Origin of the sequence: Paenibacillus cymbidii (genome assembly GCF_004764705.1) — a bacterium.
Classification (GTDB): Bacteria; Bacillota; Bacilli; order Paenibacillales; family NBRC-103111; genus Paenibacillus_AN; species Paenibacillus_AN cymbidii.
The window spans coordinates 28,205-52,340 of the sequence record NZ_SHLX01000049.1 but is presented as its reverse complement, the minus strand read 5'-3'; the positions used below and the strand labels follow the sequence as shown (position 1 = coordinate 52,340).

At 61.1% G+C, this 24,136-nt stretch carries 21 protein-coding genes; 6 read left to right on the top strand and 15 right to left on the bottom strand.

All coding sequences use genetic code 11. The features are described 5' to 3' along the window. Positions 1 to 636: 636 nt before the first annotated feature. From EXY20_RS36550 to EXY20_RS36530, 5 genes are all read right to left on the bottom strand, one after another. Positions 637 to 1,626, bottom strand: coding sequence for a hydroxyacid dehydrogenase (locus EXY20_RS36550; RefSeq protein WP_135557375.1), 990 nt, complete (start codon positions 1,624 to 1,626; stop codon positions 637 to 639). A gap of 31 nt (positions 1,627 to 1,657) precedes the next feature. Then, a complete protein-coding gene (locus EXY20_RS36545; RefSeq protein WP_135557374.1) occupies positions 1,658 to 2,548 on the bottom strand; it encodes a carbohydrate ABC transporter permease in 891 nt (296 codons plus the stop codon). Positions 2,549 to 2,581: 33 nt separating this feature from the next. Continuing rightward, positions 2,582 to 3,544, bottom strand: a complete 963-nt coding sequence (locus EXY20_RS36540) for an ABC transporter permease (RefSeq protein WP_235886377.1) — start codon at positions 3,542 to 3,544, stop codon at positions 2,582 to 2,584. A gap of 64 nt (positions 3,545 to 3,608) precedes the next feature. Then, positions 3,609 to 5,246 carry a type 2 periplasmic-binding domain-containing protein gene (locus EXY20_RS36535; protein WP_135557373.1) on the bottom strand — a complete coding sequence of 546 codons (1,638 nt, stop codon included), beginning with the start codon at positions 5,244 to 5,246 and terminating at the stop codon, positions 3,609 to 3,611. Between the two features lie 155 nt (positions 5,247 to 5,401). Continuing rightward, positions 5,402 to 7,699, bottom strand: a complete 2,298-nt coding sequence (locus EXY20_RS36530) for a helix-turn-helix domain-containing protein (RefSeq protein ID WP_135557372.1) — start codon at positions 7,697 to 7,699, stop codon at positions 5,402 to 5,404. A gap of 312 nt (positions 7,700 to 8,011) precedes the next feature. Here EXY20_RS36530 and EXY20_RS36525 point away from each other — a divergent pair, with 312 nt between their 5' ends. From EXY20_RS36525 to EXY20_RS36505, 5 genes are all read left to right on the top strand, one after another. After that, complete coding sequence (locus tag EXY20_RS36525; protein WP_135557371.1) at positions 8,012 to 9,400, top strand: polysaccharide pyruvyl transferase family protein; 1,389 nt, start codon at positions 8,012 to 8,014, stop codon at positions 9,398 to 9,400. Position 9,401: 1 nt separating this feature from the next. Beyond that, positions 9,402 to 9,929, top strand: coding sequence for an amidohydrolase family protein (locus EXY20_RS36520; RefSeq protein ID WP_135557370.1), 528 nt, complete (start codon positions 9,402 to 9,404; stop codon positions 9,927 to 9,929). Next, the gene (locus EXY20_RS36515) at positions 9,839 to 10,195 is read left to right on the top strand and encodes an amidohydrolase family protein (protein WP_167859776.1); all 357 of its coding nucleotides are present in this window, start codon (positions 9,839 to 9,841) and stop codon (positions 10,193 to 10,195) included. Before EXY20_RS36520 ends, EXY20_RS36515 begins: the two co-directional genes overlap by 91 nt. A 241-nt stretch (positions 10,196 to 10,436) precedes the next feature. Beyond that, complete coding sequence (locus tag EXY20_RS36510) at positions 10,437 to 11,057, top strand: GNAT family N-acetyltransferase (RefSeq protein ID WP_167859775.1); 621 nt, start codon at positions 10,437 to 10,439, stop codon at positions 11,055 to 11,057. Between the two features lie 41 nt (positions 11,058 to 11,098). After that, the gene (locus tag EXY20_RS36505; RefSeq protein WP_135557367.1) at positions 11,099 to 12,514 is read left to right on the top strand and encodes a polysaccharide pyruvyl transferase family protein; all 1,416 of its coding nucleotides are present in this window, start codon (positions 11,099 to 11,101) and stop codon (positions 12,512 to 12,514) included. A 28-nt stretch (positions 12,515 to 12,542) separates the two neighbouring features. Here the strand turns inward: EXY20_RS36505 and EXY20_RS36500 are convergent, their stop codons facing one another. The 10 genes from EXY20_RS36500 to EXY20_RS36455 form a co-directional block, all read right to left on the bottom strand. Beyond that, positions 12,543 to 13,406, bottom strand: coding sequence for an SMP-30/gluconolactonase/LRE family protein (locus EXY20_RS36500; protein WP_135557366.1), 864 nt, complete (start codon positions 13,404 to 13,406; stop codon positions 12,543 to 12,545). Positions 13,407 to 13,429: 23 nt separating this feature from the next. Next, a complete protein-coding gene (locus EXY20_RS36495; RefSeq protein ID WP_135557365.1) occupies positions 13,430 to 15,022 on the bottom strand; it encodes an N-acyl-D-amino-acid deacylase family protein in 1,593 nt (530 codons plus the stop codon). A 374-nt stretch (positions 15,023 to 15,396) separates the two neighbouring features. Continuing rightward, positions 15,397 to 15,771 (bottom strand): hypothetical protein, encoded by a 375-nt coding sequence (locus EXY20_RS36490; protein WP_135557364.1) that lies wholly within the window; start codon positions 15,769 to 15,771, stop codon positions 15,397 to 15,399. Between the two features lie 75 nt (positions 15,772 to 15,846). Next, the gene (locus EXY20_RS36485; protein WP_167859774.1) at positions 15,847 to 18,246 is read right to left on the bottom strand and encodes an AraC family transcriptional regulator; all 2,400 of its coding nucleotides are present in this window, start codon (positions 18,244 to 18,246) and stop codon (positions 15,847 to 15,849) included. Positions 18,247 to 18,346: 100 nt separating this feature from the next. Continuing rightward, on the bottom strand, positions 18,347 to 18,706 hold the full coding sequence (locus EXY20_RS36480; protein ID WP_135557362.1) for an EamA family transporter: 360 nt from the start codon (positions 18,704 to 18,706) through the stop codon (positions 18,347 to 18,349). Between the two features lie 12 nt (positions 18,707 to 18,718). Then, positions 18,719 to 19,141, bottom strand: coding sequence for a DUF2304 domain-containing protein (locus tag EXY20_RS36475; RefSeq protein WP_135557361.1), 423 nt, complete (start codon positions 19,139 to 19,141; stop codon positions 18,719 to 18,721). Next, entirely contained in the window at positions 19,138 to 19,914 is a 777-nt protein-coding gene (locus EXY20_RS36470) for a glycosyltransferase family 2 protein (RefSeq protein WP_135557360.1), read from the bottom strand. The genes EXY20_RS36475 and EXY20_RS36470 overlap by 4 nt, the downstream gene beginning before the upstream one ends. Beyond that, the gene (locus tag EXY20_RS36465; RefSeq protein ID WP_235886376.1) at positions 19,853 to 21,154 is read right to left on the bottom strand and encodes an ArnT family glycosyltransferase; all 1,302 of its coding nucleotides are present in this window, start codon (positions 21,152 to 21,154) and stop codon (positions 19,853 to 19,855) included. The genes EXY20_RS36470 and EXY20_RS36465 overlap by 62 nt, the downstream gene beginning before the upstream one ends. Before the next feature lie 106 nt (positions 21,155 to 21,260). Beyond that, positions 21,261 to 22,361 (bottom strand): sensor histidine kinase, encoded by a 1,101-nt coding sequence (locus EXY20_RS36460; protein WP_135557359.1) that lies wholly within the window; start codon positions 22,359 to 22,361, stop codon positions 21,261 to 21,263. 48 nt (positions 22,362 to 22,409) lie between these two features. Then, positions 22,410 to 23,102 (bottom strand): response regulator transcription factor, encoded by a 693-nt coding sequence (locus tag EXY20_RS36455; protein WP_135557358.1) that lies wholly within the window; start codon positions 23,100 to 23,102, stop codon positions 22,410 to 22,412. A 120-nt stretch (positions 23,103 to 23,222) separates the two neighbouring features. On the opposite strand from EXY20_RS36455, the gene EXY20_RS36450 reads away from it, so the two are divergent. Beyond that, the gene (locus EXY20_RS36450; RefSeq protein ID WP_135557357.1) at positions 23,223 to 24,134 is read left to right on the top strand and encodes an SH3 domain-containing protein; all 912 of its coding nucleotides are present in this window, start codon (positions 23,223 to 23,225) and stop codon (positions 24,132 to 24,134) included. Positions 24,135 to 24,136: the final 2 nt, after the last annotated feature.

Here is a 24,136-nt window from a genome sequence, read left to right as displayed (position 1 = left end):
ATGGTTTGGCGTTTGAACTCCTCATCAAAATGTTGGCGGATATTTCCCATGACACACCTCGACCTTTCGTTTGTTTGTATTGTATCAGGTCGCTGTTACAGTGTGTCTACTTTCTAGTCTAAATTCAAAACGCCTCTGTAAGGCTGAAATCAGCCTTATTTCGTCCGCCGTTCGCCGAAACGCCGCTGTAAGGCTGAAATCAGCCTTATTTCGCTCGCTATCCGCAGAAACGCCGCTGTAAGGCTGAAATCAGCCTTATTTCGTCCGCCGCTCGCCGAAACGACGCTGTAAGGCTGAAATCAGCCTTATTTCGTCCGCCGTTCGCCGAAACGCCGCTGTAAGGCTGAAATCAGCCTTATTTCGTCCGCCGCTCGTCGAAACGCCGCTGTAAGGCTGAAATCAGCCTTATTTCGTCCGCCGCTCGCCGAAACGCCGCTGTAAGGCTACAATCAGCCTTATTTCGCTGACATTTCAAGCAATGCAAACTTACTTTACCTTAAACTTATAATATTGGGATGAAAGTACTGTTGAAGGCGGACAGGAAAAAGCCGTGGCAAGCTTCTTGCAGCCACGGCCGAGCGATCGTTTGCCTAACAAGCGGGGAAGGGCGGCCGGCGCCGCAAATGGCGGCGGGCGCTAGGCGAGCCGATCCAGCCGCTCCGGCGCCACTTCGCCGCGCATCGGCTTGTCTTGCAGCAGCAGCGCCGCGTCGTCGACGATGGAGCGGGCGATGCGGTGCAGCCCGTTCGTGACGGCGCCGGCAAGATGCGGCGTCAGCACGGCGTTCGGCAGCGCGCGCAGCGGATGATCGGCAGCCGGCGGCTCGGGATCGGTCACGTCGAGGCAAGCGAACAGCCGGCCTTGAGCGAGCTCGGCGGCCAGAGCCGTTTCGTCGATCAGGCCGCCGCGGGCGGTATTGATCAGGATGGCGTCGTCCTTCATCAGCGCCAGCCGCCGCGCGTTGATCATATGATGCGTGGCGTCGAGCAGCGGCGCATGCAGCGACACCACGTCGGCGGCCGCAAGCAGCGGCTCCAGCTCCGACTTGACGGCGCCAAGCGCGGCGGCGTCCTCGGCCGACAGGAACGGGTCGTACACGAGCACGTCCACGTCGAAGTTCTGCAGCAGCCGGATGAAATGCCCGCCGGCGCTGCCCGCGCTGACGACGCCGATCGTCAAGCCGTACAGCTCGCGAACGTCCGTGCCGCGCGTCCAGCCGCCTTCGCGGGTATGGCGGGCGAGTCGCCACATGTTCTTCAGCGATGCGATGGTCATGCCGAGCGCCGTCTCGGCAACGCCCTTGCCAAGCGCGGCCGCTCCGCCCGAGACGCGGATGCCGCGCCGCCAAACTTCCGGCGTCGCGACGCCCTTGACGCTGCCCGCCGCATGCAGCAAGCCCCGCAGCTGTGGCGCGGCGTCGAGAACAGCCGCCGTGATCGGCGGACACTGCCACGACGTAATGATCACGTCCGCGCCTGTAGCAAGCTCGCGCACCTCATCCTCGGACGGCGGCCCGCTTCGTTCGTTCAGCACAACTTCGCCCAGCAGGCGAAGCTGTTCGATATGCGCCTGCGCGAATACCCGGTCCCGCTGGTCTTTTCCTTGCACCATTGCAATTGTCGTCATCGGTTGTTTCTCCTTTAGCCGCTCCGGCCGTTTACCCCTTGATGGCGCCGATGAGCATGCCTTTCATGAAATATCGCTGCAGGAACGGATAAACGATCAGCACCGGCAGCAGCGCAACCACGACGGTCGCCATTTTGACCGTTTCCGGCGGCAGCTGCACCAGGTCCATCGTGTTGGTGACCGCCAGCTCCTGGCTGAGGTTCGGCGTCTGGATCATATTGCGCAGCACGACCTGCATCGGCTGCAAATGATTGCTCGTCACATACATAATGCCGCTGAAATATTCATTCCAGTGCCCGACTCCGTAGAAGAGCCCCAGCGTAGCCACGATCGGCATCGACAAAGGCAGGACGATGCGCAGCAAGGTCGTAAAGTCGCCGCAGCCGTCGACCTTGGCCGCTTCCTCCAGCTCGGCGGGCAAATTTTCGAAATACGTCTTCATCACGAGCAAATAAAAGGTCGACACCGTGCCGGGGACGATCATCGCCCAGATCGTATCGTACAGCCCAACGGCGCGCACGATCAGGAATGTCGGGATAATGCCGCCGTTGAACAGCATCGTGAACAAAATGCCGAGCAGCACGATATTGCGGCCGGGCACGAACTTCTTGGACAGGCCGTAGGCCAGCAGGCCGGTGACGATCAGGTTCAGCACCGTGCCGGCGGCCGTGATGCGCACCGTTACCCACAGCGCCCGCGGTATGCGTAGACTGGAAAAAATTTGCTGATACGCGTCCCACGTCACCCGGCCCGGCAGCATAACGAAGCCGCCGTTGCGCAGCACCTCGACGAAAGGCGTGATCGACATCACGAACACGTAATACAGCGGAAACAGCGTCATCAGCGAGAACAGGGCAAGCGTGCCGTACAACAGGCAGTCGCCGATGCGCTCCGCCGTCGATTGGTTCCTTTTGGCGGCCATGTTGGTTCGCCTCTCCTTCCTGCCGGCTTGCCGTTACCAGATGCCGGAGCCGCCGATTTTTTTGGCCAGCCGGTTGGCGCCGAGCACGAGCGCAAGACCGACGAACGATTTGAAAAAGCCGGTGGCCGCAGCGACGCTGTAATCGAGCTGCTCCAGACCGCGCCGGAACACCCAGGTGTCGATAATGTCGCCGGTCGAATTGACGCGCGCGTTCAGGAAGACGTACACCTGCTCGAACCCGGCGTCCATAATATGGCCGATGCGGATCACGAGCAGCAGCACGAACACGTCGCGGATGCCGGGCAGCGTCACGTGCCACATTTGCCGCAGCCGCCCCGCGCCGTCGACGACTGCCGCTTCGTACAGCTCGGGGTTGATCGTCGCCAGCGCGGCCAAATAAATGATCGCCCCGTACCCGGTATTGCGCCAAATATCGGTCACGATCAGCAGCGGCCGGAACAGGTCCGGCTCCGCCAGCACGTTGACGCTGCCCCAGCCCATGCTGCGGAACAGCATGCTGACCAGGCCCGACTCCGGCGCAAAGAACGAAAAGGCGATGCCGTAAATGATGACCCACGAAAGAAAATGGGGGCCGTAAGTGATCGTCTGCACGAAGCGCTTGAACCAGCGGACGCGGACTTCGTTCAGCATCAGCGCGAGCAGCACGTCGGGCAGCATGTTGAACACGACGCGGTAGACGCTGATCAGCAAGGTGTTGCGCAGGATGACCGGGAAATCCGGCGATCCGAAGACGGTGCGGAAATTGGCGAAACCCGCCCAAGGGCTGCGCCAGATGCCGTCCGCCAGGCTGTAATGCTTAAACGCCACCAGCAGCCCGCCCATGGGCATGTAGTGGAAAACGAGGTAATAGCAGATGCCGGGAAGCATCATGACATAAAACCAGCGGCTGGCCAGCATTCGTTTGGCGAAAGCGCCGCCCGGCCCGATGCCGGCGGCTTGCGCTGCGGGCCGCGCTGCGCGAAGAGAGCGTTGCATCTGCGATCACATCCTTGTGCGCCGTCCGCCCGGGAGGGGCGCGACGGCGCCCCTGCCGCGAACGTTACTTGATCCGGCCGACTTTTTTGATTTGATCCTCGTAAGCGGCAAAAATTTGATCGGCCTTGTACGTCGTCATGACGTCCTTGTAATACTGCGGCCAGTTTTTCGCCGACTTGTCGTCAAAAATCGCTTTGGCCATATACTCCTTCTGCTTGTTGCGCATCGCCGTGTTGTCGGTGCCGGCTGGCGGTTTAAGCGAGGTGCCGACGTCGTCGATGTAAGGCAGCTTGTTCAGGAAAGCTTCGATCTCGCGGTCGTGCGCCGTCAAACGCGGATTGTCGACGGTCAGTCCGAACTGGGCCGGATAATCCGGCGTCATGAAGCTCCAGATCCGCAGGAAATCGCCTTGCTTCGTGATCTCGGCATCGTAGGCGTCCATGTTGCGTTTGATCGTTTTGCCGTCGCGCGTATAATGTTTGCCTTCGAGACCGTAATGCGTCAGCAGGAAACCTTCCTCGCCCGCCATCCACTCCAAAATTTGCATCGACCGCTCGACTTTTTCCGGATTGCCGTCGACCGTTTTCTTCGGGAACAGCCACGGTCCCCTGTTGCCGGGCTGGGCTTCCGTGGACAGCGGTTTGCCGGGGAACATGGTGAACGGCACCCAGTTGGCGTTCGGGAACAGCTGCTTCGTCCGCACCTGAATGCCTTGCGGGTTGCTGTCGTAGGCGACGAACGGGTCGGTGCTGAGCACGACGCCCGCCTTGCCCTGGATCGCTTTCTCCATATGCTGCGGCGCTTTGTTCAGGAACCAGTCGGGATCGACCAGATCGTCGTTGATCAGCTTGATGATGTCGTCGAGCACGCCTTCGTCGCGCGGGTCAAGCTGCATGTCGATGTATTTGTTGTTTTCGATCTGGCGCGGGAAGACGAGGCCGTTCTTCTGGAATTCCGGCCATTCCGTGCCGATGCCGGCGCCGCCGGCGGCCGTCGTGAAGCCGTACGTATCCTTCTTGCCGTTGCCGTCGGGATCGTTGTTGCGGAACGCCTTGAGCACCTTGACGTAATCGTCGTAGCTCTGCGGAATCGCCAGCCCCAGCTTGTCGAGCCAATCCTTGCGAATGTAATAGCTGCGATAAGGCGAAGACGAGTAGGGCATCGGCGCGGTGTAGTACGTGTCCGGCGTCATCATCTGCTGGCCGTAGCTCATGATTTTGTCGTCGCCGAGCCATTTGAAGTAATTCGGCATTTTGGCCGCCGTCACGTACGAGCGGATATTGCCGATCAGCCCGGTTTCGACGATCGGATCGCGGCCGTCCAGCAGCGTAATCATATCCGGCGCGGTCGACGCAAGCAGCACCTTGACCTTGTTCAAATATTCCGTGCCGGCCGCCATGTAGTCGACCTTCAGCTCGACGTTGAACTTCTTTTCGATCGCCTGTTTGACGAAATCCTTGTCCGCCGACGGCAAATTCGTGTTGGCCGGGGCGTAAATGAACCAGTTGAGCGACAGCTTCGTTTCCGGCACCTTCGTCGCCGCCGGCGAGGCCGCCGCCGACGAAGCGGCTGTCGCTGAAGGCGAAGCCGTCGATTGGGCGCCCGGCTTGTCGTCCTTCGAGCACCCGGCGAGCGCCAGCGTCGAGCCGACCGTCACCGTCAGAAGCGCAAGGCCCGTTTTTCTCCATCCGTCTCTTCTCATGTGATCCCTCCTGATTGGTTGCTTCCGTGCTGGTTCCTGTGCCGGTTTCTGTGCGGCTTGTTCCTGTGCGGCTGCTGCGGCACAATTTCATCCTAGCGGGCGCCGGACGGGCAAACAATTATCACTTTCGTCCGGACAAACAAAGATAAAAGCCGTCAAGAGCCGGTATAGTGCTTTTTGCGGAAGCTGCCGGGCGGCAGGCCGGTATACTGTTTGAAAATGCGGGTGAAGTTATGCACCGTCGTATACCGCAGCCGGTCCGTCATTTCGCGGATCGTCATGTCGCTGTGCAGCAGCCATTCCTTCGCTTTGTCCATCCGCACCTGAATGATGAAATCGAGATAATTGACGCCGCTTTCCTTCTTGAACATGCGGCTCAGCGTGCTTGGCGAAATGCCGAACCGATCGGCGATCATCTGCAGCGACAGATCGGTTTCGTATTGCTCGCGAATGTACGCCTGCACTTCGGCGATCAGCTTGCGGCTGTGTGAAGTCGCATGCGTCCGCAGCAGCTCGTGAATCGCCGGAAACACCGTATCGGCCATCCAGCTCCGCACTTCCTGCATCGACGACAGGCTGTACAAGTAGTCCAGCAAATTGTATTCGAACATGTCCTGGGTTTGCCGGTAGCCGTGCTCGTGCATGCGGCGGTCGATTTCCCCGATCAGCAGCGCGAACAGGCCGCAGATCGATTGCGGGTTCTGCAGCGCCCGCGGGATCGACTCCACCATCTCGTCCAATTGGTTGCGGGCGGCGTCCAGTTCGCCTTCCATCACGCCGGTGGCGATGGCGTTCTGCCACGCCGCAAGCGCCCGCCCCGACTGCTGCACCGAAGGAGCAAGCTGCTCGGCGCCGATCGTCCGGTCCGGGCCCGCGATCCAGCGGTACTGAAGCAGCTCGAGCGTTTCCAGATACGCTTCGCGGATGCCGCCGATGCCCTGGCGAGGGCTGCCGATAGCTGTTGTTACCGTCAGGCTGAGGTGCGCCTTCACCTGCTCGCGGATGTCGTCGCAGAGCAGCACAAGCTGCTCGTACAACGATTCGCCGACGGCGGGCGATCCCGCAATCAGCACGATTTGGCCGGGACGCGGCGCGACGCTGGCGGCGGAAGCGAGCCGCTGCGCCGACAGTTCCTCGATCACGTTGCGCATGGCGTAAAGCAGCAGAAACCGGTCGTTTTCGTTATATTGTTGATGAAACGAGACGTAACGGTCGATTTCGACAATCAGCACGTAGTGCCAATGTTCCGGCAGCGGAGGCCCGACAGCGTACAGGTGGCGGATCGTTTCCCCGTTCTGCAGGTGGCCGCTCAGCAATCGCTGCAGCAAGTACTCCTTCATCAGCGGCTGCGTTTCGCTCAGCTGCGTTTCCAGCCGCTCGTTGCGAGCCAGCATGTGGTCCGTCCATTCATCGATGGCCCGCAGGCCGTCCCGTTTCATCTGCGGCTGCCGGCCGGCGAATTTGCCCGCGATCCGTTCGATCGGAAAATAAAGCCGGCGCGAGCCGATCACGGCAACGGCGCTCCAGAGCAGGAATGATCCCGCGGTAATCAGCCACATGATCGAACGAATATGGCGCGCCTTGGCGGTCAGCTCGGTCGACGGCGTCAGGGCGATGTAGGTCCAGTCGTTGAGCCGCGACCGCAGCGAGGAGACGTTGTAATCGACGCCGTCCATCGTCAGCGAGCCGGCCAGCAGGCCGGGAGTGATCCAATACGGATAAAGCGGGGCCGTGGGCAGCAGCTGCGAGCCGGTATCGCTCATGTCGCGGCTGGTCAGCACCTCGCCCTGATCGTTGACGATCACGATTTTGCGGTGGCCGCCCAGATTGAGCCGGTCGAGCAGCCGTTTGATCTGTTCGCTCGGCAGTTGCAGGATCAAATAGCCGTCGGGATTCGGCGAACCGAGCGGCACGCCGCGAATGAGCAGCATTTCGCTGCGGCTCGCGTACGTGTGCAGCGGGATCATGTTCAGCCCGCCGGCTTGCCGGCCGATGAGCGATATGATCTCCGTATACGGATACGTCGGATCGCGGATAATGCCGAGCGCGGAAGAGTAGATCAAGTTGAAGCGCAGGTAATAGAGCGACACCTCGAAATCCGTCTCCGCCGTCACCTTGATGTTGTTGATGACGTCGATCATATCCAGCGAAACGCGCGGATTGGTCATCGAAATGCCGGCTTGCAGCGATTTCTGAATCGTTTGCGAGTTGGCCAGCGCCAGCGACGCCTTGTCCAGACTGCGCATGAACGAATCGACCTGATCCTCGAGCTGCTGCAAAATGACCTGGTGGTTGCGGTTGACTTCGGCTTGAATGCTTTCCGTCGTCACGACGGAGGACAGGATGCCCAACACGAGCACGGGCACGATGCTCATGACGGTGGAGAACAGCAGCAGCTTTTGCCGAAACGACAGGTTGGGTATGAATGACCGCAGTTTCCATCCGGATGCCACTGGCGCCCCCTCCGCATTCTCTGTTTGCTTCCATCATTTCCGATCGGGGAAAAGAGTGCAATTCTCTCTTTTTCTCCGCACCGCCGGTCAAATCGGGATATAGATGCGGCAATAAAGGATAAAACCGCTTGGTTGCCTGAACGAAAGTGATAATTGAACGCGGCGGCAGCCGGGACTATGATCGGGCTAGGGCGTGTCTGAAAACCCGCTCAGGTGCATCTTGCGTTTGCGGTCGCGACGCAGCAACAGGAACACGAGGACGTACCGGCGGAGACAGGCAGTTCACTTTTGCCAGGAGAGGGAGTAAATCTGATGAGCAAGCATGTATTGGTCGCGTTAAGCTGGGGGATCGACAATATCGGGAGCATGGCCATCACCCCGGGGCTGCTGCATATGATGGACCGGCAGCGGCCGGAGGTGCCGGCGCGCATCATTTCGCTGATGGATGAGGACGATCCGAAATACGCCGTATCGCGGGACTACATTCCCCTGTATAAAAGCAACAGCAAGGTGCTTCCCAACCGGTTCCGCCCCTTGTTCCAGGAGCATTCGTCAAGCCGGGCGTGGTCGGCCTTCAAGGCTCGCTGGGGCGAGCAGAAGCTGGAGAGCTTCCGTCGGGGAGTGCTCTCCTCGCATGAGGCGGAGGCGATTGCGGAGGATGTGCTGGACAGGCTGCCGCTTGATGTATACGCGGAATTGAGGGAGGGTGATCCCGCATACGGCGAGGCGTTCGACGATGCCGGCTTCGTGATCTACAATTCCGGCACGATGATCAACTTCGGCCGGCTCGGCGTGCGCAACATGTGGGGCTACACGATTCCCAACGTGATGCCGCTGTTGATCGCCCGGGCGCTGAAGCTTCCTTACGGGCTCAATTCCAATTCGTTCGATGCGATCGATTGGCCGGCGGATCTGATTTTTCGCCCGCTGCTGGAGGACGCCCGGTTCGTTTATTGCCGCGACAGCGATTCGCTGAATTATTTGCGCCAATGCGATTTAACTAACGCAAGCACCGGCTACCGGCCGGACAGCGCCTTCTTCTTTCAGGGGCGGGACGAAGCTTGGGCGGAGCGGTACTTGGCCGACAACGGGCTGGAGGAGAAGCAGTTTCTTGCGGTGATCGTGCGCATTTCCGGCAATCCTCGCGATATCGCTTACGATCCGACGGGCGGCTCGATGCCGCCGGAACGCATCGCCAGCCATATGGGCAAAATCAAGGAAGTGATCGAACGCTGGATCGCCGCCACCGGGATGAAGGTGCTGTTGTGCCACGAGACGCGCGATACGGTGGAAAGCGCCCGGACCGCCTTGTGGGACCAACTGTCCGCGGACACGAAGCGGCACTGTGTGTTCCTCGATCACTTCTGGTCGAGCGAGCAGGCTTGTTCGGTCATTCGCCGCACGCGGGTGCTGCTGAGCATGGAGATGCATTCCGTGATCATGTCGATCGGCATCGGCACGCCGGTAGTGCACAACCCGTTCGACGAAGCCGGCCGCAAAAAACAGATGGTGCGCGATGTCGGGCTCGGCGACTGGCTGGTCGACATCGACGCCAGCTCGGCGGAAGCGATGGCCGATCGCGCGCTTGCGATTCATCGCGACTACGAGCAGGCGGAGCGGCGTGTGCACGGCGTGCTGCCGGGTCTTGAGGCGCGGGCGTTCCAGACGCTGAGCGAAGTATGGACCCATTGGAGGGCGTAACATGAGCGGACGCGGTTGGGTGATTCATGCGGGCCGGCTAATCGAAGGCACCGGCAATGCTCCGCTCGAGCCGGCGTCGGTGTGGGTGCGGGACGGGCGGATCGTTTACGCGGGGCGGCGCGATCAGCTGCCGGTGGTACCGGAGACGGCAACTGTAGTCGACGCGCCGGAATTGACCGTGCTGCCGGGGCTTGTCGACGGGCATAACGGCGTCTCCGGCGATTTGCGCCAGGTGAAGGTGCTGCGCTGCTACTTGCAGTACGGAGTGACGACCGTCGTCTCCTATTCCGGCAACCAGCAGGGCGAGCTTCCCGCCGCGCCGCTGCGCGACGCGATCGAAGGCGGGCTGCTGCGGGGCTGCGCGCAGCTCCATGTCGGGTACATGGTGAACTGCACGAACGGTCATAACCGCGGGAGAACCGCGGACGGACCGTGGGAATGGGCTGCGACGGGCCGAGCTCGCGCTATACGTGGAAGTACGGCGAAGCGAGCGTATTCGAGCTGGGCGAGCTCGTGTTGTGCGGCATGACGCCGCTGCAGGCGATAGCGGCCGGCACGCTGCAGACGGCGAGGGCGTACGGGCTGGACAGCCGGATCGGTTCGGTCGAAGCGGGCAAACAGGCGGATTTGTTGTGCGTGTGTGGCAACCCGCTGGACGGCATCGAGCTGCTGCAGGACCAGAGCCGCGTAGCGCTCGTCTTCATGAAGGGCCGCGTGGAATATGCCGGCGAGGCGTACAAGGGCTACTACACGACCCGCGACGACGACGAAATTCTCCCGGCGGGCGTAAAGTGAAACGTGTGTTCGCTCAATCGGAGCCGGATTGTGAAATGGATATGAAATTTCGCATATAATTTGCTCAATCGGGGCTAGATTCGGAAATGGATATGAAATTTCGCATATAATTCGCCCAATCGGGGCTGGATACGGGAATGTATATGAAATTTTGCGTATAATTCGTCCCATGCGATTGTATCCGAAACTGTTGATGGGGATTCGAGAGCTTAACTTGACGACGTTGGGGGGGGGAAGGCAGATGCGTGAAGCTCAACAGCAGGCGTGGGAGATGCAAGGGCGGATGAGGGCGCAGGGGCGGGGCGGAGTTCGGGTAAGAACGTTCGAGCCCGGCGATTCCGCCCGGGTGGCGGCGATTGCGGCCGCCGCCTGGCAGCCGGTGTATGACGGCTATTTGGCGGCGATGGGGCGCGACATGTTTGCCTTCTATCATGCCGGCTGGCAGGAGCGGAAGGCGGGGGAAATTGCGCGGTTTTGCGCGCGGGAGAATGCGGCCGTTTGGGTTGCCGAAGCGGCGGTGGGAGCCGAAGGAGAACGCGGTGCGGGAACGGGGGCCGGAGCGGCTGGCGAAGGTGGGAGTCGGCGCGGACCGGAGGTGGCCGGGTTCATCTGCTGCCTGCTGGATGCGGAGCGTCGCAGCGGCGTCATCTGCAACAACGCGGTCGATCCGGCGTTCCAGCGCCAGGGAATCGGGCGGCTCTTGAACGCGTACGTGCTGGAGCGGATGCGCGAACGGGGCATTCGTTTCGTATCGGTGAGCACCGGCGGCGGCGACGACGCCCACGCTCCGGCAAGAAAGGCGTACGAACGGGCGGGCTTTGTGGTGCAAATTCCGCAGACCACGATGTTTCTCCCATTATAACGATCATAACGATCACAGCGATTGCGGAAGGGGGGATCGCCATGAGGCGGCATTTGCTGCTTGCTTATTCCTGGGGGTTCGGCCATATCGGCGACACCGCGATTACACCGGGCATGCTGGCGCTGCTGCATCGGCAGCAGCCGGATTTGCCGGTGCAGCTGCTGGATGTGCTTGCCGCGGATCACCCCCGCCAGCGGGAGTCCGAGCCTTATTTGCACCAGTATTCCGCGAACTGCCGGGTGAATGCGAATCCGTTCCAGCGACTGCTGCAGGCGGATCGTCCGGAAAGCAAGGCGATGCGGGAGCTGATCGCAAGGTGGGGCGAGCAGACGCTGCTCAGCTTCGAGCGCGGCTGTCTCGATTCCCGCAGGGCGGCCGCGCTTGCGGATGATCTGCTCGATCGTCTCCCGCGGGAGCTGTTCGCCGACCTGCAGCGGGAGCAGCCGGAGCTTGCCGCCGCGTTTGCGCAGGCCGGTTTCGTGCTGTACAGCGCCTCGACGGCGCTCAGCTTCGGCCGGCTCGGCGTGCGCCACTTGTGGCGGCGGACGCTGCTGCGGATGATGCCGCTGCTGCTCGCCCGCACGCTGGGCGTACCCTACGGCCTGAACGCGCAGTCGTTCGAGGCGCTTGATTGGCCGATCGAGCTGCTCTACAGGCGGCTGTTCGGCGATGCCCGCTTCCTGTACTGCCGCGATTCCGATTCGCTCCGCTTTCTGCGCCACAAGCGTCTGGCCGTTGGTGGTGGCGGTGGTGGTGGATTTCGCGCGGACAGCACGCTGTTCTTCGAAGGCCGCGACGACCGGCGGGCAGAAGCTTATATGGCGGCGCACGGGCTGCAGGCCGGGCAATTCATTGCGCTGATGGTGCGCATTCCGGAAGTGAAGCCGGGAGCGGACCCGATCGCCGGCTCCTTCTCGGAGCGGCGTCTTGCCGCACACATGGAGCTGAATGCGCGGTTCATCGAACGCTGGATTGCGGAGACGGGGCGGAAGGTGCTTCTGTGCCACGAGTCGCCGGACACGATCGAATCGGCGAAGGAGCATTTGTGGCGGCGTTTGTCGGCGGAAGCGCGCGAGCGATGCGTCTATCTGGAGACATTCTGGACGACGGAGATGGCTTATTCGTTATACGGCCGGGCGCAGATGCTGGTCGGCATGGAAATTCATTCGGTGTTTCTTGCGCTGAATGCCGGCACGCCGGTGCTGCATCATGCTTTCGCCGAGGCCGGGCGCAAGCAGGAAATGCTGCGCGATATCGGCTTGCACGACTGGCTGTTCGACGCCGATACGTGTACGGCGGAGCAATTGCTTGCGGCGGCGCTGCGCATACACCGGAACGAGGCGGAAGCGCGGGAGCGGCTGAAACGACTATTGCCCCGTCTCGCGGACGGGGCCAATGCGATGCTTCCGGAAGTGTGGTCGAACTGGCGGACAGACGATGCGATCGCCGGTGCATAAAACGGCGCTGTCGCTGCTGCGGTAGCTGTCAGCCCGAACCGGGGAGCGGCGACTGCTGCAGCAGCGCCCAGCACCGACCCGGAATTTCCGTGCGGAACTTTTCGATATTGCCGTTGTCCGCCACTGTCACGTAGCAGGTTTTGCCGTCCGGTCCGCCGAATGCGACGTTCGTGCAATTTTTGCCGCCGAGCGCGATTTCCCGCAGCACTTCGCCTTGCGGTGAAATGTGGGCAATGACGCCTTTGCCGTGGCGGGTGACGTACAAATTGCCTGCGATATCGCAGCGCATGCCGTCGAGGCTAAAGTCGGGAAACTCGATCAGCAGTCGTTTTCCTGCAATTGCCCCGGCTTCGTCAAGATCGTAAGCCCAAATCGTACGCTGTTTCGTCTCATTGACGTACAGCGTGCGTTCGTCTGGGCTCACCTCGATTCCGTTCGTCGTGCCCATTCCCCGCTCCAGCAGCACGATTTTGCCATCGCGGTCGATTCTCCAGATCTGGCCGCTGCCCGTTTTCCAATCCGGATCGCTGGCAAACAGCTGGCCCGCGCGCGACAGCGCAATGTCGTTCGGCTGGTTCATCGCTGCCGATTCCGCATATACCGTCAATTGTCCGGTCCCCGGTTCGACGCGATAAATCCGGTGGCGGACATAATCGGCGATATACATCCACCCTTGTGCATCGATCCGGATGCCGTTGCCGACGCCGCCGTCCGGCAGCTCCAGATAGACCGATGCGGTGCCGTCCGGCGTCACCTTGCCGATCGTCCGCTGCCGCTCGTAATTGACCGCGTACACATTGCCTTCGCGATCGACGGCCGGCCCTTCGATGCCGGCGGTAAACCCGCCCGGCATCGTAAAATTTTTGCTGACGTAAAGATTCAATGCCGTCATCTCCTCCTGTAAAGTGCCGCCGCTCAGCGGATGGCAATGCCGCATGCCGCACCGGTATGATGGCCGTCGCATACGGTGAGCCGACCTTGAACAGCGACATGCATGATGCCGTCCGGATATTGCTGCGGGTCGTCATAGGTAGCCCGGTCGGCAATCGTATCCGGATCGAAAATAGTCAAATCGGCGACACAGCCTTCCTGCACGAGGCCGCGTCCGCTCATGCGGAACCGCTGCGCGGGGAACGAGGTGATTTTGCGCACCGCCTGCTCGAGTGTCAGCAGTCGTTGTTCGCGCACCGATCGCGCCAGCAGCTTGGGGAAGCAGCCGAACAGGCGCGGATGCGGCTTGCCCGTCTGGCAGTGCAGGCTGTCGGATGCGACGAGCGAACCCGCCCACTGGATGACGTGATCGACTTCCCGTTCGTCCATCAGGAAGAAGACGATCGCTACTTCGCCGGACTCCTCCAGCAGCAAATCGAGCACGTACGCCTCCGGCTCCACCCCCCGCCTTTCGCTGAGCTCCAGCACGTATTTGCCTTCGGCCGGCTTGTTGCCGGCTGTCCGCACCGAAGAGATGTAGACGTTCTCCCACCCGGATGCGACCACCAGATTGTCCCAGCCTTCGCCCGCGCTGCGCATGTCCGCGATCATCCGTCTGCGTGCCGACGCATCCCGCATCCGCTCCAGCGCGTCGGTCACGCCTCCGGCCAGCGCCCAGGGCGGCAGCAGCGTGGTCAAGGTGGTTGCGCCCGCCGTATACGGGTACACGTCGCAGGTGATGTCGACGCCGCGGCTTCTCGCCTGTTCGATGCGTTCGATCGCATCCGCGGCAATGCCCCAATTCGCTTTGCCCGCGGCTTTCAAATGGCTGATCTGCAGCGGCACGCCTGTCGTTTCCGCGAGATCGATCATTTCCTGAACGGCCGGCAGCAATTTGGCTCCTTCGCCGCGCATATGCACCGACAGCAGGCCGCCGGTTTCGGCCAGTACGCGGCATAACTCGACCAGCTCCCGCTCGTCGGCGTACCGTCCGGGGGCATAGATCAAGCCGAGCGACATGCCGATGGCTCCTTCCTGCATGCTGGTGCGCAGCAATTCCTTCATGCGGTCCAGCTCCGCCGGTTCGGCCGGCCGCTGGTCGAAGCCCATGACCGACGCGCGAATCGAACCGTGCGCCGCGAAAGTGCGCAGGTTGCCGGAAGGCCGGACGGCGTCGACCGCGTCCAAATAGCGGCCGATCGTCGGCCACGGCCATTGTTGGTGGTACCGCCCCAGCACCGGCTCCAGATATTGCCGCAGCATGGCGTCCGCGGCCGGTACGGAAGGGGAAGGCGCCAAGCCGCAGTTGCCGACGACTTCGCTGGTGACGCCTTGCCGCAGCTTGATTTCGCAGCGGGGGTTGTCCAGAATCATCAGATCGGAGTGGCAATGCCCGTCGATAAAACCGGGCGAAACCGCATATTGCCGATGCAGGTCGATGACGCGGCTTGCGGTCGTTTCGGCATCGATCCGACCCACGGCGGTAATACGCCCGTCTTTGACCGCCACGTCTCCGTAGTACCAGGGATTGCCGGTTCCGTCGACAATTTTTCCATTTCGCAGCAACAGATCGAACACGTCTTGTGCCCCCTCGATCGTGGTGATTACTGTTCCAGCATATGCCGCCTGTTCGGGAAACACAATTATCCGTTTTCTATCCGCCGCCGCCGCAAACAAAGATAACGTTTGTCCGGCTGCGGATAAACCTCCTCCTATAGGCGAAAATCATACAGAATGAGTGGCACCCGCACAAATTCAACGATTTTGGTCGAAATATCATCTAAAATAGGGGATTGGTCTTCTGAAGCCTGGCCGGGTATCAAAAATAGCCAATAAAACATGGCTTATTTGCCCGATTTCGCCTGTCTCATCGGAAGTAGCCAGTGAAAACAGGGCTTATTTGCTCGGCCAGACCCGGAAATCAGCCATGTTAGCCGAAATAGCCAGCGATTTCACTGGTTATTTTGGCGGGATGACTCGTTTTTGGCGGAATAGGCAATAAAACATGGCCTATTTTTCGGGACGCTTGATAGGAGCGGCACAAAAGCAAATTTGTCAGTTGGCGGAGGGGGAGAATGCCGCGCTTCGTGCAACATGTCTGCTATGAGAAGGTTAAAATAGGGGCGATCGGGCGGGAGCCGGTTGCTCTCCTCCTTTTCGCGGAAACGCACCGACCCGGCTTCTTCGAACGATGCTTCTCCGGGACGCCGCAGGAAGCTGCGGTTGCCTTTTTCTCCTCGCCGGCTGGTCATTGAGCCAATGGGATAACCGGCAGAAACAGTCGGCTTGCTTGAGGAGAGGCTCCGCGACAGCCCGTTCTCGCCCACGATTCCCGTCCGCCAACCATCGGCCCGTCGCCGTCAGGCTCACCTTCCGCCCACCGCCAACCGTCGCCGTCAGGCTCACCTTCCGCCCACCGTCGGCCCTCCCTCGTCAGGCTCGCCTTCCGCGGCCGTCGTCCCTTCACCGTCAAGCTGGTTCGGCGGTACAGCCGCCGCGTTGCCGGAACTACGACTGTCACCGCTGACGCTCTTGCGGAAATGGCCCGGCGGAACGCCGGTCACCCGCTTGAAGATGCGGTTGAAGTTATGCACGCTGGAGTAGCGAAGGCGTTCTGCCATAGTTTTGATCGGCATGTCCGTGTGCAAGAGCCACTCCTTCGCTTTGGTCATCCGGACCCGGATCAGGTAGTCGACGAAATTTTCCCCGCTCTCCTCCTTGAAGGCCCGGCTGAGCGTACCTGCAGCCAACCCGAAGCGGCCGGCCAGTTCCTGCAGCGACACGTCGGTCTCGAAATGTTCGTCGATGTAACGCCGCGCCTGCTCGATCCATTTGCGCCGCCGGGACATTTGATCCGCTTGCAGTTGCGACGCGACGGCATGGAAAACATCGTCTCGCATCCAGCGGTGCACTTCCTCCAGCGACTGCAGGCTATGCATGTGCTCCAGTACGTCATAGGCGAACATTTCGCGCAAATTCCGATGGCCGAGCTCGTTAAGCCGCTGGTCGATTTCGCCGAGGAACAGCATGAACAAGCTTCGCGACGCTTCCGGATGGCGGGGAGGATCGGTAAGGATGCCAATCAGTCGGGCCAATTGGGCGCCGGCCAACTCCACGTTGCCTTCCATCAGTCTCGCGACGGCGTCGGCACGCAACGCTACCAGGGAACGCACCGAGTCGTCCATCGCCGTTTCGAGCTTGTCCGCGTCGATATGCTGGCCGGATCCGCCGATCCAGCGGTGCTGCGCCAGTTCCTGCACGTCACGGTACGCGACGCCGATGCCGGCCGGTCCGCGCCTCGGGGCCGATACGGCCGTCGACACCGTAAACGGCAGCGACGACGCGGCCCGATCCCGGATCGCACCGCACAATGCCGTCATACGCTCGCGGGAAAGCTCGTCCAACCGGCGCGCGCCGATCAGCAGCACGAGCCTGCCTGGCATCGGCGAGGCGACGATACAGCAAACGAATGCCGCCCCGGCCTCTTCGGCGATGCCGCGAAGCGCCTGATGGGCCAAATGCCGGTCGCGATCGGTGTACGTCAGATCGAGCGCCAGGTAACGGTCGATATCGACGGCAACGACCAGAAAACAGGCATCGGCGGCTGCCATATCCCATTCGTTCAGTAAAGCCGCCGCCTCCTGCGCAGGCAGATCGTCGTGCAGCAGCCGATGCAGCCGGAATTCCTTCAAATGGAAGCTCTGTTCGCGCAGCGATCGTTCGAGCTGCTCGTTGCGATCAAGCATGCGGTCGACGGACGTATGGATGGCCGTCCATCCGCCCTGCCCGTTCGCCGCTTCGGCGCCGAATTTGCCCGCGAGCCGCTGGACCGGCAAGTAAAACGTTCTTGACCCCACCAGCGCGACAACGCTCCAAACGGCAGCGACGCCGGCGATCAGCCCCCACATGGCATAACGGATTTTTTGCGATTTGGCGATCAAATCGGTTTGCGAACTGAGGGCAATATAAGTCCAGCCATTAAAAGAGGAGCGGAAGGAGGAGACGTTGTAACGGACGTCATCCAGCGTAACGGCGCCCGAATTGAAGCCGGGTTCGGCCCAGTAGCGGTACATGCCGGCGGCTTGCGACAAGTTTGATCCAACCTCGTCGAAATCCCGGCTGGCCACGATGCTCCCTGTCTCGTCTACGATCAGCAGCTTCCGGTGATCGCCGAGATCGAGCCGGTCGAGGAATTGTTTGAACCGACTGATGTTCAACTGCAGGATCAAATAGCCGTCGGGGTTCGGCGAACCGAGCGGCACGCCGCGAACGAGCATCATTTCCGGCCGGGAGGGGTAGCTGCCTGGCGGAATGACAGTAAGCCCGCTGCGATTGGCGGCGGCGGTGCTGACGATTTCCGGGTACGGGTAGGGGACATAGCGGTTGATGCCGTCTTGCGACGAATAGAGCAGATTGAAATTCGTGTAATACAATGCGACCTGAAACTCCACGTCGGCGCTGCCGGCAGCTTTCAGCACGGTGTCGACGAGGTTGGCGGCATCCGCCCGCTTCTCTGTCGAGATGCCGCTTCTGAGCGAGGCTTGCACCACTTGCGAGTTGGCCAAATCGAGCGACGTCCGGTCCAGGCTGCGCATGAATGCGTCCACCTGAATATCCAACTGCTTCAATATAATCTGATGATTGCGGGCAACTTCCTCCCGAATGCTGCGGGAAGTCAAATAAGAGGACAACAGGCCGATGACCAATACGGGGACGATGCCGAGCAGCAAGGAAAAAGCGATCAGCCGCCGCTTGTACGTGGTGTCGATTCGTGTGCGCCCATTCCGGGCCCGGCTTCGCATGGCGATTCCCCCTGTCAGGTTAACCATATCACCTGAAGCGGCGGCTGTAAACGCAGAGGGAAGCGCGTGTTTGCAGGGCACGGCGGGTGCTCATCGGCGGCTACCGCCACCCGATCAGCGTGACGCCTGCGAGAATGAGCATGCAGCCGCCCAGCTTGCCGGCCGAGAGCGGCTCGTGGAACAGGAAGTAGGCGCCGAAGATGGCCAAAATGTAGGCGACGCTCTGCAGCGGGTAAGCCACGCTTAGCGGCACGCGCGACAGGATGTAAAACCAGAGCACGGTGGCCGCTCCGTACAGCGCCAGTCCGCCGAGCACGTAAGGGGAAAGCAGCAGCTGCGCCACGCCGCGCATCGAACCGAACGCGCCGTCCTGACGCTGCATGCCGAATTTCCACATCAATTGGCCGCTGACAAGTATGATTGTGTTGATTAGCACCAGCACCGTATTGGCGATCGACATCTCGTATCTCTCCTATTCGTGAAGGGATCGGTTCCCAAACTCGTCCCTGGATCTGTTTTCGGTACCGTCCCCGGCTCTGCTTCCGGTTTCGCCATATAAGCGGCGCAGCTTCTCTTCCTGGATGGCGACCAACTGCGCCAGCCGGTTGGATCGTTCGGTCAGCTTGGAGACGGCCAGCGTCATGTGCAGCAGCAAAAACAGCATGCCGAGAATCGCCAGCATATACAGCAAGGACGGGGCGTACGTCACATTGAGCAGCCTGGCGACGCGGTCGAGCAGGCGCGGGAACAGGCTGAGCAGCATAACGAGCGTGCTCAGGCCGAGCCACAGCAGCGCGTGGCGTTCGTTCATCCGCTTGCGGCGGACGTGGCGGACGACAACGGCGGCGAAGCCGAAGCTGATGGCGAAGCTGAGCACCAGCGCATACGCGATCATGCCGACCCCTCCGTTTCCACGCCGGCGGCCGGTTGCGGCTTATGGGCGGAGGCAGCGTGCAGCCGGTGGTGAATGAGCAGCGCCAGCGTCACTTTCACCATGTAATACGCCGAACGGAGCGGCGTAATGCTCGACTGCCCGGAGGCGCGCGGCTTCATCGTCACCGGCGTTTCGGCGAAACGCAGCCCCTGCCGGTGCATAAGCGCCAGCGCCTCCACTTCGGGATAGTCCGCCGGATAGTGGTCGGCGAACAGCGCGATCGCCCGGCGGCCGCAAGCGCGATAGCCGGACGTCGGATCGGTCGCCTTCTGTCGGGTCAACAGCGACACGAGCAAGGCGAGAAGGCGGATGCCGATCAGACGCGAAAACGTCGATTGGTAGCCCGCTTTCTCGAGAAAACGCGAGCCGATCGCCATATCGGCGCCGGTCGTCTCCAGCGCGTCGAGCAGCAGGTGAAGATCGGCGGGATCGTGCTGGCCGTCGCCGTCGATCTGCACGGCGACGTCATAGCCGTGGCGCGCCGCATAACGGAAGCCGGTCTGCACCGCGCCGCCGATGCCGAGGTTGTACGGCAAATCGAGCACAGTCGCTCCGGCAAGGGCGGCTTCGGCACCGGTAGCGTCGGTGGAGCCGTCGTTGACGACGGCGATGTCGGCGTCCGGCACGGCGCGGCGAATGTCGCCGACGACGCGGCGAATGTGGCCGGCTTCGTTATAAGCCGGGACGATGATGAGCAGTTTCGGTTGGTTGCGCGGGCACAAGAGCCGGTTCATCGGTTCGACCTCCTTCGGGGCGGCTGCCGTACAGCAGCCGGTGCGTCAGCTGCGCCAGCGCGGCGCAGCCGATGACGATCATCAGCGGCATGACGGTGATGTTGTAGCGGTATTCGGGCACGAAAGCAAGCCGGATCAGCGACATGACGACAACGATCAGCACCGGTACGGTAGCCAATTGCCGCCATCGCCGCAGCAGCAGCGCCATGCCGGCGACGGACGACCAGACGATCGCGAGGTGAAACTTGTGCGGATCGCGCAGCGGCAGCACCGGATAAGCGGGCGTAAAGCCGCCGCCGGCGTACATGTATTCATAGATGTAGCGCAGCTTGCCGACCGTGTACCATTTCAGAAACAGCCACGGCTGGGTAGAAAAGCCGACGCGCAGCCGCTCGATCGCAATTTGCCGGTCGGTCAGGCCGGTTCGGTCGATCAGCCCGTCGTCGTATTGTTTGTACGGATACGTGCCGGCGGAGAGCGGGTTGGCCTGGGTGGCGGTCAGCACCCATTCGTGCAGCGTTACGGCGTTTCGAATCCACCAGGGCAGCATGACCAGCACGAGCCCGGCGCACGAATAAGCGGCGAGCCGCCACGCGTCGCCCCGATTCGCACGGCCGCCGCGAAGCAGGACGAAGCCGTACACGACGGCGACGAGCGGCAGAAACTCCGGGCGGATCAGCACGGTGACGCCGAGCAGAACGCCGGCGACGGCGGCTGCCGTTCGCGACGATCGTTCGATTGCGATCAACTGCGCAAGAATGTAGGCGAGCAAGGCGAATACGGCGAACGACTCGGTCAAAATGGCGCCGTTCATCCAGATGAACGGCGGATACACGGCCGTTATCGCCGCGGCCAGCAGCCCGGCCGGCTCGCCGGCGAGCTTCGCCGCGATGCGATAGACGAGCCAGACGGAAACGACGCCAAACAGCGCCTGCAAGTAGCGCACATAAGGAAGCGGATCGTACGAGTCGTAGCCGACAATCGCATACACGCCTGCCAGCAGCAGCGGATAACCGGGCGTCACGAATGCGTTCGGCTCCGTGTCGTGATAGGCGTAGACGCCTTTGTCCAGCAGCTGCCGGGCCATGGCGTCGTAATTGACGGCGTCGGGGGACATCTGATGATCGACGGAGCGCAGGAAATCGATGCGCACATAAGTTGCCAGCAGAAGCAGAACGGCGAGGAGTATCGCAACGGGCGTTACGGTCCGGAATAACGGGGAAAATAAGCTGCGGTTCACGGGCGGTTCCTCTCCTTTGACGGTCTGATGCCGCCAGTATACAGGAGAGATCTGAAGCGCCGCTGTCCGCGCGTTTAGCAAATCCTTAAGATATTCTTAGGTTTCGTTAAGGTTGGGTTAGCGGAAACCGGGTCTCGAATACCGTCTCCGCCCGTCCGCTGCGGACGGCAATCGAACCGCCGTGCATCTGCACGATGCTGCGGGTAATGGCCAGCCCGAGCCCGGTGCCGCCGGCATGGGAAGTGCGGGCCTTGTCGACGCGGTAGAACCGGTCGAAGATGAACGGAATGTCCTGCGGCGGTATCGGTTCGCCGTAGTTGACTACTTGCACGACCGCTTCGTCCGCCTGACGGTCGATGCGGATATCGACGAATTGGCCGTCGCGGCCGTACCGAATGGCGTTCGAAATCAGGTTCTCGAACGCGCGTACGAGCTGCTTCGCATCGGCGCGGATCAGCAGGTCGCTGCCGCCGCCGAACAAGCGGCACGACATGCCCGCAGCCGTCAGGCTCGGCACGAATTCCTCCGCCAACTGCTGCAGGATTGCCGTGAGCTTGAGCGGCTCCAGGCTCGGCTGCAGCCCGTGATTGTGCAAGTACGTGTAATCGAACAGGTCGTCGATCAGCCTTTTCAGATTGACCGTCTTTTCGTAGGCGATGTTGACATAATAATGCAGCTCGACTTCGTCGCGGTAGCGGCTGTTTTCGATCAGCTCGAGGTAGCCGAGAATCGACGTCAGCGGCGTTCGCAGATCGTGGGAGACGCCGGTAATCAAATCGTTTTTCGTCCGTTCGGCGGTGCGTTCCTCTTCGATCGACTGCTGCAGCTGCCGCGCCATCTGGTTGACGGTTTCCGCCACGACGCCAAGCTCGTCCGACGTTTTGATCTCCAGCTCATGATCGAGATTTCCCTTGGCGATTTCCCGCAGGCCGTGCGTAATTTCCCCCAAATAGTCGACGATTTGCCGGCTGAACAGAAAAAAATAAAGCAGCACCAGCGCCGAACCGCAAAGAATCATCGCCGTATTGGAGCCGATATGATTGACGACCCAGGCGATCGGGGCCTCGAAAGGTTTCGTTTGCTGCAGCAGCGTAACGATGCTGTAGCCGACGAATACCGTCGCGACGGCAAACAAGATGCTTTTGCCGAAGGCAAGGGCGAACTTCCACCGCAACGAAACCATCCAGCCGTCGTTTCTGACAGGCATCCGTCATTTCTCCTTTCCTTTGGGCGTGTCTGAACACCCGGTCGCCGTTTACTCGATTTTGTAGCCGATGCCCCATACCGTCAAAATATAGCGCGGGTCGCCGGGATTTTTTTCGATTTTTTCGCGGATTTTGCGAATGTGCACCATAACGGTATTGTTCGACTCCATGAACGGCTCGTTCCACACTTCCTGGTAGATGCGCTCCATGCTGAGCACGATGCCGCGGTTGCGGGCGAGCAGCTCGAGAATGGCGAATTCGCGCGGCGTCAGCCGCACTTCTTCATCCTCGATTGTCACTTTATGCGTCGAAGTGTTGATCGTCAAGCCGTCGATGACAATTTCGTTTTCTTTCGCCGGCTGCGGCGCCTGCATCATCTTGTAGCGGCGGAGCTGCGACTTCACCCGCGCCAGCAGCTCCAGCGGGCTGAACGGCTTGACGACGTAATCGTCGGCGCCGATGCTCAGGCCGGTAATTTTATCGATGTCCTGGCCTTTGGCCGACAGCATGATGATCGGCATGTGCCGGCTTTCGCGAATTTTCATGCAGGCGGCAATGCCGTCCATGTGCGGCATCATCACGTCGAGGACGATCAGGTCGACCGGATGGGCTTCGACCAGCGCCAGCGCCTCGCGGCCGTCCGCCGCCTTCAGCAGCGTATACCCTTCATTGCGCAAATAGATGTCGAGCAGATCGACGATTTCTTTTTCGTCATCCACGAGCAGTACCGTTTCCCGGTTCATGCGGCCGCTTGTCTCCTTTCGCGCCAGGGTTTGTTTTCAAGCCGTGCGTTTCTCAGGCAAAGCCATTATACTATACAAGAAGCATCGAAGGATAATCGCGTTCGGAAGGAAGAGCGCCGCATGAATAAATGGGCGGTAGCGCTGCTGTTCGGCCTTGCGGCAACGCTGTTGTTCGGCGGGAGGGAAGCGGGGCCGGAGCCCGTGCCGCTGGAAGCGGCCGTTACGCTGCTCAAGGAGACGCCGTTTTACGAGTCGCCGTATCGTTCGGACAGCCAGATCGGCACGCTGAATCCGCAGCAAGTGCGCGTGGTCGGAGCGGAACCGAACTGGATGTCGTTCCGGGAAGAGAGCGACAGCAAATGGTTCGTCGTCGACACGTGGGTCGGTCCGCGCTGGGTGAAGCTGGAGCTCGGTCAGCTTGGCACGATTGGGCAGGAGGACTTGTATTTCTGGCTGGACCGGGAAACGCATCTGTACGACTCGCCGTTCGGCGGCACCGGCGCCGGGCTGACGCTGACGTCGCAGACGGTGCACGTGACGGCCAAATTTACGAGCCAATTCCGCAACAGCTACATGATCGATACATGGTCGGGACCGTTCTGGCTGGTCGATTCGGCCGACTACGCCTACCCGGTTGCGCCGATGAACCAGCAGCTGACGCTGCCGACAATTACCGCAACGTTTGCCTTGCCGACGGCGACCAAAGGCAATGCCGACTATTTGCAGCCGCAGACGGTGACCGTATTCGAACGATTTGACGACAGCTGGCTGCACGTGCGCACCCAAACGGGGGAAACGGCCTGGATCAACCGCAAATTTGCCGAACCGGAAGGTGTCGTCACGATCGATCAGCCGATCAACGTGCATGTCACGACAACGTTGTACAAATATCCGCACGTGGACGAGTTCGGCATCAGTTCGATTTCGCCGCAGGTCGTCAAGGCGTTCGAGAAATGGACGTCGCCCAAAGACCGCGAGGTCTGGTATCACATTTACACCTGGCAAGGCTTCGCCTGGATGCCGGCGCCCTGAAC

Bases quoted from the DNA above. Each gene is read 5' to 3' on its own strand.
- EXY20_RS36505 (WP_135557367.1), top strand. From the start codon at position 11,099: ATGAGGCGGCATTTGCTGCTTGCTTATTCCTGGGGGTTCGGCCATATC.
- EXY20_RS36460 (WP_135557359.1), bottom strand. From the start codon at position 22,361: ATGCCTGTCAGAAACGACGGCTGGATGGTTTCGTTGCGGTGGAAGTTC.
- EXY20_RS36480 (WP_135557362.1), bottom strand. From the start codon at position 18,706: ATGTCGATCGCCAATACGGTGCTGGTGCTAATCAACACAATCATACTT.
- EXY20_RS36535 (WP_135557373.1), bottom strand. From the start codon at position 5,246: ATGAGAAGAGACGGATGGAGAAAAACGGGCCTTGCGCTTCTGACGGTG.
- EXY20_RS36525 (WP_135557371.1), top strand. From the start codon at position 8,012: ATGAGCAAGCATGTATTGGTCGCGTTAAGCTGGGGGATCGACAATATC.
- EXY20_RS36485 (WP_167859774.1), bottom strand. From the start codon at position 18,246: ATGCGAAGCCGGGCCCGGAATGGGCGCACACGAATCGACACCACGTAC.
- EXY20_RS36540 (WP_235886377.1), bottom strand. From the start codon at position 3,544: ATGCAACGCTCTCTTCGCGCAGCGCGGCCCGCAGCGCAAGCCGCCGGC.
- EXY20_RS36500 (WP_135557366.1), bottom strand. From the start codon at position 13,406: ATGACGGCATTGAATCTTTACGTCAGCAAAAATTTTACGATGCCGGGC.
- EXY20_RS36510 (WP_167859775.1), top strand. From the start codon at position 10,437: ATGCGTGAAGCTCAACAGCAGGCGTGGGAGATGCAAGGGCGGATGAGG.
- EXY20_RS36470 (WP_135557360.1), bottom strand. From the start codon at position 19,914: ATGAACCGGCTCTTGTGCCCGCGCAACCAACCGAAACTGCTCATCATC.
- EXY20_RS36550 (WP_135557375.1), bottom strand. From the start codon at position 1,626: ATGACGACAATTGCAATGGTGCAAGGAAAAGACCAGCGGGACCGGGTA.
- EXY20_RS36450 (WP_135557357.1), top strand. From the start codon at position 23,223: ATGAATAAATGGGCGGTAGCGCTGCTGTTCGGCCTTGCGGCAACGCTG.
- EXY20_RS36475 (WP_135557361.1), bottom strand. From the start codon at position 19,141: ATGATCGCGTATGCGCTGGTGCTCAGCTTCGCCATCAGCTTCGGCTTC.
- EXY20_RS36545 (WP_135557374.1), bottom strand. From the start codon at position 2,548: ATGGCCGCCAAAAGGAACCAATCGACGGCGGAGCGCATCGGCGACTGC.
- EXY20_RS36515 (WP_167859776.1), top strand. From the start codon at position 9,839: ATGGGCTGCGACGGGCCGAGCTCGCGCTATACGTGGAAGTACGGCGAA.
- EXY20_RS36455 (WP_135557358.1), bottom strand. From the start codon at position 23,102: ATGAACCGGGAAACGGTACTGCTCGTGGATGACGAAAAAGAAATCGTC.
- EXY20_RS36520 (WP_135557370.1), top strand. From the start codon at position 9,402: ATGAGCGGACGCGGTTGGGTGATTCATGCGGGCCGGCTAATCGAAGGC.